Below are 15,759 nucleotides of genomic sequence, written 5' to 3'. Positions count from 1 at the left end.
TCTAAAACCAAAATAATGGCTTTAAGCACTTCAAAAGATCTAAAACTAGCCGTTCTTATTGATGCCGACAATGTACCTTACAGTAATGTAAAAGGAATGATGGAAGAAATTGCAAAGTTTGGAACACCAACCACTAAACGTATTTATGCTGACTGGACGAAACCAAATTCTAACGGCTGGAAAGCTGTTTTACTCGAACACGCTATCACCCCTATTCAGCAATACAGTTATACCGTTGGAAAAAACTCTTCTGATTCTGCTCTTATAATCGATGCGATGGATTTACTTTATTCCGGAAAACTAGATGGTTTTTGCATTGTTTCCAGCGACAGCGATTTTACACGTCTCGCCATACGCCTGAGAGAATCAGGGATGAAAGTAATCGGTATTGGAGAAAAGAAAACGCCTAATTCCTTTATTGTTGCCTGCGACAGATTCATCTACATTGAAGTTCTGGACGGCGCTATTCAGAAGAAAAAACCCAAAACTACTACTACAACCGATACTAAAAAACCGGCCGAAAAGCCTGTTGAAAAACCTGCTGCAAAAGCACTTCATAAAATTGACGAACAAACAATCGAGCTTATCGAGGCTACCATCGAAGATATTGAAGACGATGATGGCTGGGCATTTTTAGGAGATGTCGGAAATCTTATTGTAAAGAAAAAGCCTGAATTCGATCCCCGAAATTATGGTTTTTCTAAACTTACTCCTATGTTAAAATCGTTAACGCATATTCTTGAAATCGACGAAAGAGAGTCGGACAAAAAGGGCATTAAACATGTTTATGTACGCCTGCGCTTCAATTAACTACAAATTATTACTTTTTAAATACTGGTAAACATGAGAAAAAAATTCTTCATCTATGGATTCTTATTGTTTCTAATTGTTTTAGCAATTTATCTTTACACGAAACGAGGTTTTTTACTGGTAATTATTTTACCTATATTATTAGTGGTAGGTGTTTACAATGCCACTCAAAAGAAACATGCCATTTTAAGGAACTTTCCGGTTTTGGGTTATTTCAGGTATTTATTTGAAATGATTGCACCCGAAATCCAGCAGTATTTTATTGAGCGATCAACGGATGGAAAACCATTTTCCAGAAATCAGCGTTCTTTAGTCTACCAAAGAGCCAAAAATATTGACTCAAGTACTCCCTTTGGAACACAACAAAACCTCAATCACGATAGTTACGAAGGAATAAAACATTCTATTTTCCCTGCAAAAGTCAACGAAGAATTGCCTCGTGTTTTGGTAGGCGGTAAGGATTGCAAGCAGCCTTATCTGGCTTCATTATTTAATGTATCGGCAATGAGTTTTGGATCTCTAAGCGAAAATGCCGTTCGTGCCATAAACATTGGTGCTCAAAAAGGGAATTTCTATCAAAATACCGGAGAAGGCGGTTTAACCGAATTTCATCTTGCCGGAGGCGGTGATATTACTTGGCAAATTGGTACCGGGTATTTTGGCTGTCGGGATACTGAAGGTAACTTTAGTCCTGAAAAATTTTCAGAAAAGGCCAATCTTCCCAATGTGAAAATGATCGAAATCAAACTTTCGCAAGGTGCAAAACCTGGTCATGGCGGGGTACTTCCAGCGAGAAAAAACACGGAGCAAATTGCTAAAATCAGAGGGGTTGAGCCTCACACAATGATCCTGTCTCCTCCCGGACACCACGCTTTTTCAGACAGTAAAGGTCTTATTCATTTTATTGCCCAATTGCGTGAGTTATCCAATGGAAAACCTATTGGTTTTAAATTGTGTATCGGAAATACAGCCGAATTTGAAGCCATCTGTCACGAAATGATCGCCGAAAATATTTTCCCTGATTTTATCACAGTAGACGGTGCCGAAGGCGGTACTGGAGCTGCTCCGCTGGAATTTGCCGATGGTGTAGGAATGCCGTTTGAGCCTGCCCTGATATTTGTAAACAAAACATTAATCGGTTTAAACATCCGTGATAAGATTCGCATTATTGGAAGCGGGAAAATCATTTCGGGATACTCTATTTTACATGCGGTGGCTCTGGGTGCGGATATGTGTAACAGCGCACGTGGCTTTATGTTTTCTTTAGGCTGTATTCAGGCATTGCGTTGTCATAATAACGAATGTCCAACCGGAGTAGCCACTCAAAACAAAATGCTGATGAAAGGTTTGGTTGTCACCGATAAATCTGATCGTGTGTACCATTTTCATAAAAACACGCTACATTCTGCCAACGAGCTTTTAGCCGCAGCAGGTAAAAAAAGTTTCAGCGAAGTCGACATCAATATTTTCATGCGTGGCGACGAATTTGGCAATTTATCCGACAACTATTTCCCGGACAATTTAACAAATGTAACAAAACATTAAAAATTTACCTATAAAATAAAAACCAATACATAGCTTTTTTATTACATTTGTATAGTTGCTGATTTATTTAACCATTAAGATAAATCGTTAATCTTTTAACCTAACTAAACAATTTAATCATGCTATTAACGCCCAAAGGATATCGCATAGAAATGCTTGATCACCATCAAAGAGCAAATCTGGCAAATGATCTTATTCATGGATTTAAAAATGTTTCTGAATACATTAATGGTGTTTGCTACGAAACCGTTGCATACGTTCAGTATTTACTAAATCCCACAAAAATTTCACTCCGCGAGATGGAAACCATTACAGGTAAAAATTGGGTGGAGAAATTCACCACACAGCGAGAGTGGACAGGCGAAATAATTCCTGCAGGAACTGCTATTGGCTTTTACCGTATAAACTCAAGCGGTTTCTTCCATTTTGCCTTATCCTCAGGAGGAACACAAATTCGTGCCGTTAACGGATTAACACTTGGAGCAAGCTGGACCTTTGAAGTCAATCTTCCAGCTGTTCTTGGCCCAAGAAATGAAGACGGTACGTACAACTACGACAATAGCAAAATCAGGGTATATTTAATGTACCTTTAATATTGTACTAAAGCAAAAAAAAGCCCTATCCCTTATTGTTATTATTTTAACAAGTTCGGAAGGGCTTCTTTATTTATAACCTCTTTTGCCAAAACCGTATTATCATCGGCTAGGAAATAAGTATCAAATTTTACTCCTTCTTCTACCAATTCCTGAGGAATCTGATTTTCCTTTATCATTTCTTTCAGTAGTTTTGGAAACGATGCAGCGGCGGCTCCTTTATTAGATTCGTTTTGTTCCAGATTGGTTTCAAACCTTAATTCAATTTTACCATCTTCCATATAACCCCTTGCTGTAGTAAGCGTTATGTTTTCTTTATGAAAATTCTTAGCCGTACTAGTATTATAGGTAATCACATACTCCTGAAGTTTTTGCTTGGTATTTTTACAACTAACCAATGACATCAGTACAACTACAGCAAACAAAGTTGGTATTATTTTTTTCATCACAATCTTTCTTTTTTACAATTCTTTAAATTCTAAAACTGCCTCAAGATACTAATAATCTTCTTATTTTTTAAAACTGAAAAGAAAATCCCTTTTTAGCTTTCAATTGCATCAAATCGCTGTTATTTGAGCTCCATATTCTTATCTTTGTTTTACTAAAAAAAGCAATAATAAAATTGAAAAAACGAAGAATCCCTTACCTATTCCTGTTTCTTTGTGTCGTTTGCTGTGGAATTCTCTCCAGAAAAATTGCAATAATTCCATTATGCTTTGGAGATGCCTTGTATGCCATAATGATGTATGTATTGGTCAGAATCCTGTTTTTTAACCAAAAAACCACCACTGCAGTACTGTTTTCATTGACTATTTGCTACAGCATAGAATTTTTTCAGCTTTATCAGGCAGATTGGATTATCGCGCTTAGAAAAACACTCTTCGGCAGATATGTGCTGGGACAGGGATTTTTATGGAGCGATCTTCTTGCCTATACCATAGGAATTGCAATTGCTTTTATTATCGAAAAATTCACCTTAAATTATACTACTTATGAAACTCGTTTTCGCATCAAACAACAAAAATAAAATCAAAGAAATACAAAGTATTCTCCCTGAAAGCATAAAAATAGTGAGCCTTGAAGATATTGGCTGTTTTGAAGAAATAGAAGAAACGGCCGATACGATTGAAGGAAATGCCATTTTGAAAGCCAATTACGTAACCCAAAAATACGGTTACGATTGTTTTGCAGACGATTCGGGTCTGGAGGTTACTGCTTTAAATGGTGAACCTGGCGTATATTCGGCCCGATATGCCGGCAAACAACGCAATGCCGATGACAATATGAATAAGCTATTAGATGCCTTAAAAGACCAGTCAGACCGCAGCGCCCAGTTCAAGACCGTTATTACCTTAAACTTAAATGGAGAACAGCATTTGTTTACCGGAATCGTAAAGGGGACTATTACTTTGGAAAAAACCGGAGATCAGGGTTTTGGCTACGATCCGATTTTTCAGCCTGAAAATTATAGCCAGACATTTGCCGAATTACCCTTAGAAACCAAAAATAAAATAGGTCATCGCGGAAAAGCAACCCAGCAACTAATTGATTTTCTGAGTTCAGCCAAATAATTGTTTAAAATACAACATTTTAGAGTACAAAATTGATATTTCACGACGTTTTTTTTTTGAAATTTCTTCTATTTCCGATAAAAATGATTTTACATTAAACATAACTTTTTGATAATCAAATCATAACAAATACATAATTCTTAAAAGAGCATTAGTTTATCTGAATAATTAACAGTAATTTTGCACCCTATTTTAAATACACATATGAATAAATTTGAACAATTAGGATTGAATGAATCGTTACTGAAGGCGATTTTAGATCTAGGATTTGAAAATCCGTCAGAGGTACAGGAAAAGGCGATTCCCCTATTATTGGAAAAAGACACAGATATGGTTGCGTTGGCTCAGACAGGGACAGGGAAAACGGCAGCTTTCGGTTTTCCGCTAATTCAAAAAATTGATGCTGACAACAGAAATACACAGGCATTAGTTTTATCGCCAACACGAGAACTTTGTTTACAGATTACCAACGAACTTAAAAACTACGCAAAATACGAGAAAGGTATTAATGTTGTAGCAGTTTACGGCGGGGCTAGTATTACAGAGCAAGCCAGAGAAATAAAAAGAGGGGCACAAATTATTGTGGCTACTCCGGGAAGAATGCAAGACATGATTAACAGAGGATTGGTTAACATTAAAAACATAGATTACTGTGTACTTGATGAGGCTGACGAAATGTTAAACATGGGATTTTATGACGATATCTGCGCGATCTTATCAGATACACCAGATGAAAAAAGCACATGGTTGTTCTCTGCAACTATGCCACAAGAGGTTGCCAGAATTGCAAAACAATTTATGAGCGAACCTGTAGAAATTACAGTTGGAACTAAAAATTCAGGTTCAGCAACGGTTTCTCACGAATTTTACTTAGTAAATGCACGTGACCGTTATGAAGCTTTGAAACGTTTAGCCGATGCAAACCCGGATATTTTCTCTGTGGTTTTCTGTCGTACTAAAAGAGATACTCAGGCTGTAGCCGAAAAATTAATTGAAGATGGATACAGCGCTGCTGCCTTACACGGAGATTTATCTCAGGCACAACGTGATGGTGTAATGAAATCTTTCCGTGGAAGACAAATTCAGATGCTTGTTGCTACTGACGTTGCTGCACGTGGTATTGACGTTGATAACGTAACACACGTTGTGAACTACCAATTGCCGGATGAAATCGAAACCTACAACCACCGTTCAGGTCGTACAGGTAGAGCAGGAAAATTAGGAACTTCTATTGTAATTGTTACAAAAAGTGAGTTGCGTAAAATTTCTTCTATCGAAAGAATCATCAAGCAAAAATTCGAAGAAAAATCTATTCCATCCGGAATTGAAATCTGCGAAATTCAATTGTTGCACTTAGCAAACAAAATTAAAGATACTGAAGTTGATCACGAAATTGACAACTATTTACCGGCAATCAACAATGTTCTTGAAGGTTTATCTAAAGAAGAGCTGATTAAGAAAATGGTTTCAGTAGAATTTAACCGTTTCATCGCTTACTACAAAAAGAACAGAGATATTTCTTCTCAAGCTTCAGGAGAAAGACGTGACAGAAACGATTCTGAGCCAAGAGAATTCAACAACAACGGAGCAGTTCGTTATTTTGTAAACATTGGCTCAAGAGATAATTTCGACTGGATGTCTCTTAAAGATTACTTAAAAGAAACATTAGACTTAGGTCGTGATGACGTTTTCAAGGTAGATGTAAAAGAAGGTTTCTCTTTCTTTAACACAGATCCTGAACATACTGATAAAGTAATGGAAGTATTAAACAACGTACAATTAGAAGGACGTCGTATTAATGTTGAAATTTCTAAAAATGATGGTGGCGGAAGACGTGACCATAACGGACGCAGCGGTGGCGGACGTAGCTCTGGCGGACCAAGAAGAGAAGGAAGCTTTGCTCCAAGACGTGAAGGTTCTGGCGGTGGATTCAGAAGCGACAGAAACTCAGCTCCTAGAGAAGGTGGTTTCAGAAGCGACAGAAACTCTGCTCCAAGAAGAGAAGGTGGTTTTAGAAGCTCAGCTCCAAGAAACGAAGGTGGCTCAGACAGAGCTCCAAGACGTTCTGAAAGCTTTGGTGATTCACCAAGACCAAGAAGACCAAGAAGAGATTAATACTTTGATTTCTTAAAATATAAATCCCAAATTCCAGACATAATTGGAATTTGGGATTTTTTTATACGAGAAATCTTTCTCCTTAGCGATTTTTAGTTAAATACCAAAAGTAATCCTTTTTGCTTTGTTAATTTTCTTATAATTATATTCAAAGACTGCAAAATATTTAATCCCGATTCACTACTTTTAGTGCTTTAAATCAGGATATGAAATATTTCGCAGTTTTCTTTTTTACACTACTATCAGCCGTTGGTTTCGCACAAGACGCCGAGTCTACAGCACCACAGAGAGTTTCAGGTTACGTAATCAACGACAATACCAAACAGCCTCTTCCTAATGTAAATATCATCAACACCAACAAAGTACGCGGTGCAAAGTCTGATGCCAAAGGATATTTTGAAATCGATGTTCAGCTTAATGATACCATTCACTTCTCGATTTTAGGTTTTCAATCTTTAAGAATCAGAGTAACCAATGACTGGATTAAAAACAAAGTAACCCGTATTCAGCTTACCGAAAAAGCAATTGCACTGGAAGAAGTAATTATTGCTCCTTTTAACCTGACGGGCTACCTTGAAGTCGATTCGAAATTAATTCCAACCAAAGAAAATTATCGCTATAGTATTTCGGGCCTTACACAAGGTTACGAAGCGGGTGAATACTCTCCGAATGCCTTTGGAAAAGTACTGGGCTCTATTTTTAACCCTGCCGATATGCTTTACAATTTCTTTGGAAAAAACGGAAAAGAACTCAAGAAACTGAAAGAAATGCGAAAGGACGATACCGTTCGTAATTTACTGGAATCAAAATACGATCGTGAAACAGTCTCTGTACTTTTAGGTATTAGCAAAGACGAAATCCCTGAAATCCTACAACGCTGTAACTATTCAGACTCCTTTATACAAACCGCAAATGATTTACAGATTATGGACGCTATTAGCGGATGTTACGAACAATATAAAGTACTAAAAAGGAATTAAAACTTTACTTTTAAATCAAAATATACAAATCCTCAATCCGAAAGGTTGAGGATTTTTTTTTCGCTTTTTTTGAAATAACAAAGTTGCAACCCTAATCTACATTTCAATACTTCGCATAAAAATGTAGCGTTTGACATTTTTTTTGACTAAATTAGACAGCTTACTACTCTTGAGACTTCAGTTTCCAAAATATAATACCTCGAATACCATGACTGATATTACACAAAAAATCCTAAATTTTATTGATCTCCAAAAAGGGGAAGAAAATAAAAAATCGGTAATAGAAAACATAACCAGCACCATATCCTTTAGAGGATCCAACATCTGGATTCTTGCCTGTGCCATTATTATCGCTTCTGTAGGCTTAAATGTAAACTCTACGGCCGTTATCATAGGTGCTATGCTTATTTCTCCTTTAATGGGTCCTATTGTGGGTGCGGGTTTTGGTTTGGGAATGTATGATTTTGAGCTTCTGAAAAAGTCAATGAAAAACCTGTTGATTGCAACAGTAGTGAGCTTAACTACCTCGGCGATTTATTTTTACATCAGTCCGTTTAAAGAAGCCCAGTCTGAGTTATTAGCCCGAACTTCTCCTAATATTTACGACATTTTAATTGCCTTTTTTGGTGGTTTAGTTGGTGTAATTGCCGTTACCAGAGTCGAGAAAGGAAATCCGATTCCGGGGGTAGCAATTGCAACCGCGCTTATGCCACCGCTTTGTACAGCCGGTTACGGACTGGCACTTGGAAATTATACCTACTTTTTTGGTGCGCTTTATCTTTACACCATCAATTGCGTATTTATTTGTATTGCGACTTTTGTGATCGTAAAATTCTTAAACTATCCCGTTACCAAACAATTGGATTTACACCTGCAGAAGAGAGTAAAATATGGCATTACACTACTTATCTTGTTATTAATTGTACCGAGCATTTATTTTGCCTATCAATTGTACGTTCAAAAAAGCTATACTTCCAGAACCGAAATTTTTATACAAAACGAATTTCTCGATAAGGACTACCCTATTATCTACAAGAAAATCAAATACAACACTACTCCCAAAAGAATTGAACTGGCTTTTTTAGCCAAAAAATTCAACGATGAAGAAATTATTGATTTAAACAAAAAACTGAGCAATTACGACCTGCCTAACACCAAATTGATTATCAGACAGGATACTGTTAATTTAAGAAAAGACATTATGAATCAAATTAACAGCAATCAAAGTGTGGTTGATCAGAAAGATATCTTAATTAGTACGCTTCGAAGTCAATTAGAACAATACCAATTCAACACCACGCAGATCAATAACGAAGCTAAAATACTTTTCCCCGCTATTAATTCCTTAAAAATTGGAAATTATAATATCGAAGAAGAAGCCAATAAATCAAAGATAATCCCCGTAATTTTATTTCAAAGCAAGAAAAAAGTCGATTTCGAAACCAAACAAAAAATGAAATTATGGCTAAAAGAGAGACTTGCCAAAGATTCTGTTGAAGTATATCAGCAAAACAACTAATAAACAAATCATTAAAATAAAAAAATTATGTCAAAAGGCCAGGATTCTAAGAAAACAACAAAAAAAGAACCGTTAAAAACGGCTAAAGAGAAAAAAGAAGAAAAGAGGGAGAAGAAAAATGCTCCTAAGAGAGATTAGTTTTTAGTCGCAGTTTTCAGTCTCAGTGTACAGTCGCAGTTTTCAGTTCTTTAAGACTGAATACTGCGACCGAGACTGTAAACTGAGACTGCGACTGAATACTATTACTTAACCGGAATGTTCGAAAGGATTTCCAAAACAAATTTCCAGTATTTCTGTGCTGATGAGATACTTGCTCTTTCGTCAGGAGAATGCGCACCGTGAATTGTTGGTCCAAAAGAAATCATATCCATATCCGGATAATTTGTCCCTAAAATTCCACACTCTAAACCTGCATGACAAGCTACTACTTTTGGTTTCTCATTATTTTGTTTTTCATAGATCCCAACCAAAGTGTCCAGGATTTCAGAATTAACATTTGGAGTCCAACCCGGATAAGAACCTGAAAGTTCTACTTCACAACCTACCAATTCGAAAGCAGAACGCAAAGCATTAGCCAAATCAAATTTTGAAGTTTCAACAGAAGAACGCGTTAAACAACCAATTGTTATTTCACCATCTTTTACAATTACTCGCGCAATGTTGTTGGACGTTTCTACTAAATCCTCCATATCAGCGCTCATTCTGTAAACACCATTGTGAGCCGCATAAAGTGCACGAATAATACCTTCCTGAACGCCTAAATCCATTACTTTCTCAGGCAAATCGCATTTTACGATTTCAATCGATAAGTTAGGTTCAGTAGTTTTATATTCGGCTTTAATATCATTGATGATTTCCTGCATATCAAAAATGTAGGCTTCATCAAACATTTCAGAAATAATTACTTTTGCAACACTTTCTCTTGGTATCGCATTTCTCAAACTTCCTCCATTAATTTCAGCTACCTGCAATCCGAAGTTTTCAAAAGCATCAAACAACAAACGATTCATAATTTTATTAGCATTACCTAATCCTTTATGAATATCCATTCCCGAGTGCCCTCCATTAAGTCCTTTCACCGTAATGATATGACCTACCGATCCTTCAGGAACTTCTTCTTCATTGTAAGTTCTTGTAGCCGTTACATCAATTCCTCCTGCACAACCAATATCAATCTCATCATCTTCTTCTGTATCTAAGTTTAAAAGAATCTGCCCTTGCAAAATACCTCCTTTAAGGTTTAAAGCCCCTGTCATTCCGGTTTCTTCATCAATTGTAAACAAAGCTTCGATTGCCGGATGCGGAATATCTTTACTTTCCAAAATCGCCATCATTGTCGCTACCCCAAGTCCATTATCAGCACCAAGTGTAGTACCACGCGCACGAACCCAGTCACCATCCACATACATATCAATTCCTTGTGTATCGAAATCAAAAACAGTGTCTGCATTTTTCTGGTGCACCATATCAAGATGCCCCTGCATTACAATTGCCTTGCGGTTTTCCATTCCCGGAGTTGCCGGTTTTCTGATGATTACATTTCGAATTTCGTCTTCAAAAGTTTCCAAACCTAAGCTGTTTCCAAAGTCTTTCATAAATTCAATTACACGCTCTTCTTTCTTTGACGGACGCGGAACGGCATTTAAATCGGCAAACTTATTCCATAGTGCCTTTGGTTCCAGATTTCTTATTTCCTGACTCATTATATTTTGTTTGTAGTTTAACAATTAAGAGTCCCAAAGTTACAAAGTTTAAATGCTTTTTTCGTCACAAATTTCATGAATTAGCAGTAATCTTATGTGTAAAAAACAAATTGCGCAAAACGCTTCTTTTTTAGTTCTAATATTGTATTTATATTTACGTATCCAAATTTAAAATTGTGAAATCAAAATACATCTTACCTCTATTTCTACTTGTTCAGATTGTTCTTTTAAAGCTTCTCTCCTGCTTTCCGAAATTTATTGAAGAGGTTTACAGTAACGGATTGTATTTAAAAATATCCCACTTTTCGAGAATCCTTTTGGGCAAAATTCCCTTTTCTATTGGAGACATCATTTACTCTGTTTTGATTTTATTTTTGATCAGATGGATCTGCAAAACCCGTAAAACCTGGAAACAGCAATGGAAAGATCATCTTTTAAAGGCTTTAAGCATACTCTCGATATTTTACTTTTTCTTCCACCTGCTTTGGGCACTGAATTACTACAGGGAGCCTCTTTTCGAAAAAATGAAGATCCAAAAAGAATATACCGATGCCGAATTACTGTCTTTTACCAAAAAACTAATTGTAAAAACAAACGAAATTCAGTTTCAGATTACCAAAAACAACGATTCAAAGATTGTCTTCCCCTACTCACAAAAGGAGGCTTTTAAAATGAATTTAAACGGATATGAAAATCTGGCCAAAGAACATTCTTATTTCAGCTACGAAATTCCCAGCGTCAAAAAATCGCTTTTTAGTCTGCCTTTGACTTATATGGGGTTTGGCGGTTATTTAAATCCATTCACCAATGAAGCACAAGTAAATGATTTACTGCCGATGTATAATTTCCCGGTAACAACTTGTCATGAAATGGCCCATCAGATGGGTTATGCAAGCGAAAGTGAGTGCAATTTTATTGGCGTACTGGCTTCTGTTAAAAACGAAAATTTGTATTACCAATATTCCGGCTATAGCTTTGCACTGCGGTATTGTTTAGGAATCTGGCAGGTCAAAAACGAAACTATTTTTAAACAGTTAAAAAAACAAACCCATCCCGGAATCTTAAAAAACTATCAGGAAAGTCAGGATTTCTGGAAACAATACGATACTTTTATCGATAAAGGATTTCATATTTTTTATGACAATTTTTTAAAGATCAACCATCAAAAAGACGGTTTGGAGGGGTATAGCAAATTTGTAGATTTGATGGTGAATTACTATAAAACCAGAGCGTTATAAACGTTTATCGCGAATTAGGTTAAAATTTCTGCCACAGCTTACATGAATTTTTAATCTGTGGCAGAAAAAAAATAATCGTAAGCTGTAACAAAATAGCTTTCAGTACTACTAATAAATTTATGAGCGAAAATCTAGAACAGTCATTTGTTGCGCAATTGCAGGCAAATCAGAATATAATCCACAAAATATGTCGATTATATACTGCCGGCGAAGATGCTCACAAAGATTTGTTCCAGGAAATCACCATTCAGCTCTGGAAAGCATATCCAAAATTTAGAGGCGACAGCAAGTTTTCGACCTGGACGTATCGCGTTGCCTTAAATACTGCCATAACCCTATACCGAAAAACGAAACGAACCGTATCGACCGTAGAATATGAAAGTCATCAGCATTTTATAAAAGATGTCGATTACAATTATGAAGAAGAAGAACAGATTAAATTGATGTACAAAGCCGTTTATCAGCTTAATGACATCGAAAAAGCATTAGTTTTTATGTATTTAGAAGACAAAGATTATCAAGAAATAGCAGAAACCTTAGGAATCAGCGAAGTGAATGCTCGTGTGAAAATGAACAGAATTAAAGGGAAACTTAAAAAAATACTAAATCCTTAAAAATTATTATGAAAGAACTGGATTTATTAAAAAAAGACTGGCAAAAGAACTCGGATTCTTTTGAACAAATATCGGAAAAGGAAATCTACAAAATGATTCACAAAAAATCATCTTCGATCGTGAAGTGGATTTTAATTATTAGCATTTTGGAGGTTCTGTTCTGGACACTGTCCAACTACTTCTCTAATGTCGACGCCGATTTAAAGCGAATGAATCATCCTGAGATTATTCTCTTTATGGACATTCTGATGTATTTTAATTATGTTGTGATTTTTGTTTTTATTTTCTTTTTCTATAAAAACTACAAAACCATCACTACTACGGTTTCTACTAAACTGTTAATGAGCAGTATATTAAAAACCCGAAAAACAGTTCAATACTACGTTTGGTACAATTTAGGAATGCTTGTGGTTTCGTCTATACTGAGCTTTTTCATCGGATATGTTTACAATCCCGATATGGCACTGATTAGAGAAAAACTGGCCTTAAACGGAAAAGCAATGCTGTTTTCGATTGGCGCGATGGTATTACTTACGGTAGTGCTTTTCGGAATGTTCTGGTGCATCTACAGATTGCTTTACGGAACTTTATTACGTAGATTGTACGCCAATTATAAGGAGTTGAAGAAAATTGATTTTTAACGAGAGGTACTGAGGTACTAAGTTGCTAAGCTTATTTTGAAACTTGAAACCTGAAACTTGAAACAAAAAAAACAATCTAAACTCTAAAATCAGAAATCTAAAATTACTAGTAGTCCCATCTTCTCATTTTATTCAGTTCTTCCTCTACTTTAATTTCTTCAGCCGGAATAACTTTTAAAAAGGAAGGATGTTGTTCGATTGCATATTCTACTTTTTCAACGATTTCTTCGATGGTATCGTTTTCATAATCAATATCAAGAGGTTCTTTGATGATAAAGGATTGTAAGATTCCTTTCTTTTTCATTCGTAGTCCTTTTTTATCAAACGAACGACGGAAACCATCTATAACGATCGGAATTACAACAGGTTTGTGTTGTTTTATGATATGCGCTGTTCCTTTACGAACAGGTTTAAACGATTTAGTTGTTCCCTGCGGAAATGTAATTACCCAGCCATCTTCAAGTGCAATTCTGATATTTTCAGTATCGTTTGGGTTAACATCGCGTTTTTCGGTAACATCAACACCTTTTGCACGCCAGGTTCTCTCGACTGTAATTGCACCAACATAAGCCAGAATTCTTGGCAATAAACCCGCTTGCATGGTTTCTTTGGCAGCAACATAATAAATATTCATCTTCGGTTGCCACAAATAACCAATATTCTTAATGGTATCCTGACGTCCGCTTAAACTTGCGTTAAACACATGAAACATGGCTACAACATCAGCAAAATAGGTTTGGTGATTGGATATAAACAAAACATTTGTATCTGGCAGTGTTTTAATGATTTCAGATCCTTCAATCTGCAATTCATTAAAACCTCTATATCTTCGGTGAGTCATGGCACCCAAAATACGGATCAACCATTTCTTGATGAATAATATATGTCCAAAAGGATTTCGTTTAAACAATCCCATAGCTGTCAAATGTATTTTTTTGTTAGGACGCAAACATACAAAATTTATTCTTTTAGCGATAGTATAATACAATTTCGAAAATAAACTGCTATAACTATGAATATCAAATTGTTAATTTTTACTTTTTATACCTTGTCTCCAAAAGTTATTTTTAAAACATCTCTCAGTTCACTCAATATCATGGCCGTCGCCCCCCAAACTATATGATTTTGAATGTTAAATGCCGGAACTAAAGCATCATTCGCATAAGAAGTTGATAATGTGACTTCGATGACAATTTCGTCATTCAGAAAAACCGACAGCGGTAATTCTATAATATCGGCTACTTCTCTGATATCCGGATAAAACAAAAGTTCCTCTTCGGAAATCCCTAAAAAAGGATGTACCAAAAAGTTACTTGGCGGAATATACATGGGCGTAAAGTGTTTGATAACCTTTATTTTTTCGGGTACAACACCTACCTCTTCATGAGTTTCGCGCAAAGCTGTCTTTTCATAATCGGCATCAGTCAATTCGTATTTCCCTCCAGGGAATGCAATTTGTGACGAATGAACTCCATTATAGGCATTTCGGACGATCAGTACCAAATGTGTTTTTCCGTTTTTGGGATAAAACAACATCATAACGGCCGCAATACGCGGATTTTTATCTTTTAAATCAAGATTCTTTAAGGCTTCGAGGCGTTCTTTTGGAGCCATTTTACTATGCGCCGACTCCGCCGGCAATACTACCGGTATTAAATCAGGAACATATTGCAAAAAATCTTGAAAATCCATAAGCAAAGTTTATTTTTGTACTTTTAAATAAAATATAAATATAGTCCAGAAAACGCGGTTCTACAAGTTTTCTAAAATCAAGACCTAAAAATGTACAGTAAAGAAGAATCACAAAAGATAAAAAGAGAATTCTGGGTAGCATTCGCTGAAAAATATCCTCGCAAATGGGTACTTTATGATACCAAAATTAAAGATTTCTCTTTTAAATTTTATGTTGATAATAAAAAAGCACAGGTTTTAATTGATATTGAACACCGAAGTGATGAAAAACGAAATGCTTATTTTGAAAAAATTGAAGCGTTGAAAAGTATTTTGGAAGAAGAATTTATTAAAGATTTGGTTTTCGAACAAAACTACACTCTCGAAAGCGGCAAAACCATTAGCCGAATCTGGGTCGAAAAATTAGGTATTGGTTTCAGCAATCGCAACAACTGGGATGCCATTTTTGATTTCTTCAACGAAAACATGCATGCTCTTGAGATGTTTTATCTGGAGTATGACGAATTTATCAAGGATATTGAGTCTTAAAGAAAGATACTAAGGTGCTAAGATTCTAAGGTTTTTAAATAATAAACCCGACAGGTTTTAAAAACCTGTCGGGTTTATTATTTTCTTTCCTTTATGATAATTTCTATACCCCTAGTTTCTGAAAGAGAAGTATTAAAATAAAGATGATTACAAGCCTGTAATAATTGCTCCATCCTTCTTTCTTTTTTTGATCCTTAGAGGCATTTTGGT

At 35.9% G+C, this 15,759-nt stretch carries 16 protein-coding genes; 12 read left to right on the top strand and 4 right to left on the bottom strand.

Features of this window, described 5'->3' with window-relative positions:
• Positions 1 to 15: 15 nt before the first annotated feature.
• The 3 genes from OLM61_RS14795 to OLM61_RS14785 all read left to right on the top strand — a co-directional run bounded on the left by OLM61_RS14795 (position 16) and on the right by OLM61_RS14785 (position 2,948).
• Entirely contained in the window at positions 16 to 810 is a 795-nt protein-coding gene (locus OLM61_RS14795; protein ID WP_264523405.1) for an NYN domain-containing protein, read from the top strand.
• Between the two features lie 33 nt (positions 811 to 843).
• Complete coding sequence (locus tag OLM61_RS14790) at positions 844 to 2,355, top strand: FMN-binding glutamate synthase family protein (RefSeq protein WP_264523404.1); 1,512 nt, start codon at positions 844 to 846, stop codon at positions 2,353 to 2,355.
• Between the two features lie 119 nt (positions 2,356 to 2,474).
• Positions 2,475 to 2,948: a hypothetical protein gene (locus tag OLM61_RS14785; protein WP_264523403.1), complete on the top strand. Its 474-nt coding sequence runs from the start codon at positions 2,475 to 2,477 to the stop codon at positions 2,946 to 2,948.
• Between the two features lie 41 nt (positions 2,949 to 2,989).
• Here the strand turns inward: OLM61_RS14785 and OLM61_RS14780 are convergent, their stop codons facing one another.
• Positions 2,990 to 3,394, bottom strand: a complete 405-nt coding sequence (locus tag OLM61_RS14780; protein ID WP_264523402.1) for a hypothetical protein — start codon at positions 3,392 to 3,394, stop codon at positions 2,990 to 2,992.
• A gap of 176 nt (positions 3,395 to 3,570) precedes the next feature.
• On the opposite strand from OLM61_RS14780, the gene OLM61_RS14775 reads away from it, so the two are divergent.
• The 5 genes from OLM61_RS14775 (at position 3,571) to OLM61_RS14755 (ending at position 9,133) form a co-directional block, all read left to right on the top strand.
• Positions 3,571 to 3,975 carry a DUF2809 domain-containing protein gene (locus tag OLM61_RS14775; protein WP_264523401.1) on the top strand — a complete coding sequence of 135 codons (405 nt, stop codon included), beginning with the start codon at positions 3,571 to 3,573 and terminating at the stop codon, positions 3,973 to 3,975.
• Positions 3,941 to 4,519: a non-canonical purine NTP diphosphatase gene (locus OLM61_RS14770; RefSeq protein WP_264523400.1), complete on the top strand. Its 579-nt coding sequence runs from the start codon at positions 3,941 to 3,943 to the stop codon at positions 4,517 to 4,519. The genes OLM61_RS14775 and OLM61_RS14770 overlap by 35 nt, the downstream gene beginning before the upstream one ends.
• A 204-nt stretch (positions 4,520 to 4,723) precedes the next feature.
• Positions 4,724 to 6,634 carry a DEAD/DEAH box helicase gene (locus OLM61_RS14765; protein WP_264523399.1) on the top strand — a complete coding sequence of 637 codons (1,911 nt, stop codon included), beginning with the start codon at positions 4,724 to 4,726 and terminating at the stop codon, positions 6,632 to 6,634.
• 206 nt (positions 6,635 to 6,840) lie between these two features.
• Positions 6,841 to 7,614: a carboxypeptidase-like regulatory domain-containing protein gene (locus OLM61_RS14760; RefSeq protein ID WP_264523398.1), complete on the top strand. Its 774-nt coding sequence runs from the start codon at positions 6,841 to 6,843 to the stop codon at positions 7,612 to 7,614.
• A gap of 208 nt (positions 7,615 to 7,822) precedes the next feature.
• Positions 7,823 to 9,133, top strand: a complete 1,311-nt coding sequence (locus OLM61_RS14755; protein ID WP_264526388.1) for a DUF389 domain-containing protein — start codon at positions 7,823 to 7,825, stop codon at positions 9,131 to 9,133.
• Positions 9,134 to 9,375: 242 nt separating this feature from the next.
• Here OLM61_RS14755 and OLM61_RS14750 read toward each other — a convergent pair whose 3' ends face one another.
• Complete coding sequence (locus OLM61_RS14750) at positions 9,376 to 10,836, bottom strand: aminoacyl-histidine dipeptidase (RefSeq protein WP_264523397.1); 1,461 nt, start codon at positions 10,834 to 10,836, stop codon at positions 9,376 to 9,378.
• A gap of 176 nt (positions 10,837 to 11,012) precedes the next feature.
• On the opposite strand from OLM61_RS14750, the gene OLM61_RS14745 reads away from it, so the two are divergent.
• The 3 genes from OLM61_RS14745 to OLM61_RS14735 all read left to right on the top strand — a co-directional run bounded on the left by OLM61_RS14745 (position 11,013) and on the right by OLM61_RS14735 (position 13,329).
• Complete coding sequence (locus tag OLM61_RS14745) at positions 11,013 to 12,074, top strand: DUF3810 domain-containing protein (protein ID WP_264523396.1); 1,062 nt, start codon at positions 11,013 to 11,015, stop codon at positions 12,072 to 12,074.
• Between the two features lie 119 nt (positions 12,075 to 12,193).
• Positions 12,194 to 12,688: an RNA polymerase sigma factor gene (locus tag OLM61_RS14740; protein ID WP_089481356.1), complete on the top strand. Its 495-nt coding sequence runs from the start codon at positions 12,194 to 12,196 to the stop codon at positions 12,686 to 12,688.
• 8 nt (positions 12,689 to 12,696) lie between these two features.
• A complete protein-coding gene (locus OLM61_RS14735) occupies positions 12,697 to 13,329 on the top strand; it encodes a hypothetical protein (protein WP_264523395.1) in 633 nt (210 codons plus the stop codon).
• A gap of 106 nt (positions 13,330 to 13,435) precedes the next feature.
• On the opposite strand, the gene OLM61_RS14730 is transcribed toward OLM61_RS14735, so the two are convergent.
• Entirely contained in the window at positions 13,436 to 14,245 is an 810-nt protein-coding gene (locus OLM61_RS14730) for a lysophospholipid acyltransferase family protein (RefSeq protein WP_264523394.1), read from the bottom strand.
• Between the two features lie 125 nt (positions 14,246 to 14,370).
• Complete coding sequence (locus OLM61_RS14725) at positions 14,371 to 15,021, bottom strand: NUDIX hydrolase (RefSeq protein WP_264523393.1); 651 nt, start codon at positions 15,019 to 15,021, stop codon at positions 14,371 to 14,373.
• Positions 15,022 to 15,111: 90 nt separating this feature from the next.
• Between OLM61_RS14725 and OLM61_RS14720 the strand changes: the two genes are divergently transcribed.
• Positions 15,112 to 15,549, top strand: coding sequence for a DUF4268 domain-containing protein (locus OLM61_RS14720; protein ID WP_264523392.1), 438 nt, complete (start codon positions 15,112 to 15,114; stop codon positions 15,547 to 15,549).
• The last annotated feature ends 210 nt before the right edge of the window (positions 15,550 to 15,759 follow it).

This window comes from Flavobacterium sp. N502536, assembly GCF_025947345.1.
Taxonomy (GTDB): Bacteria; Bacteroidota; Bacteroidia; order Flavobacteriales; family Flavobacteriaceae; genus Flavobacterium.
Note: the sequence above shows the minus strand (reverse complement) of the source record. Positions and strands in the feature narration are given on the sequence as shown.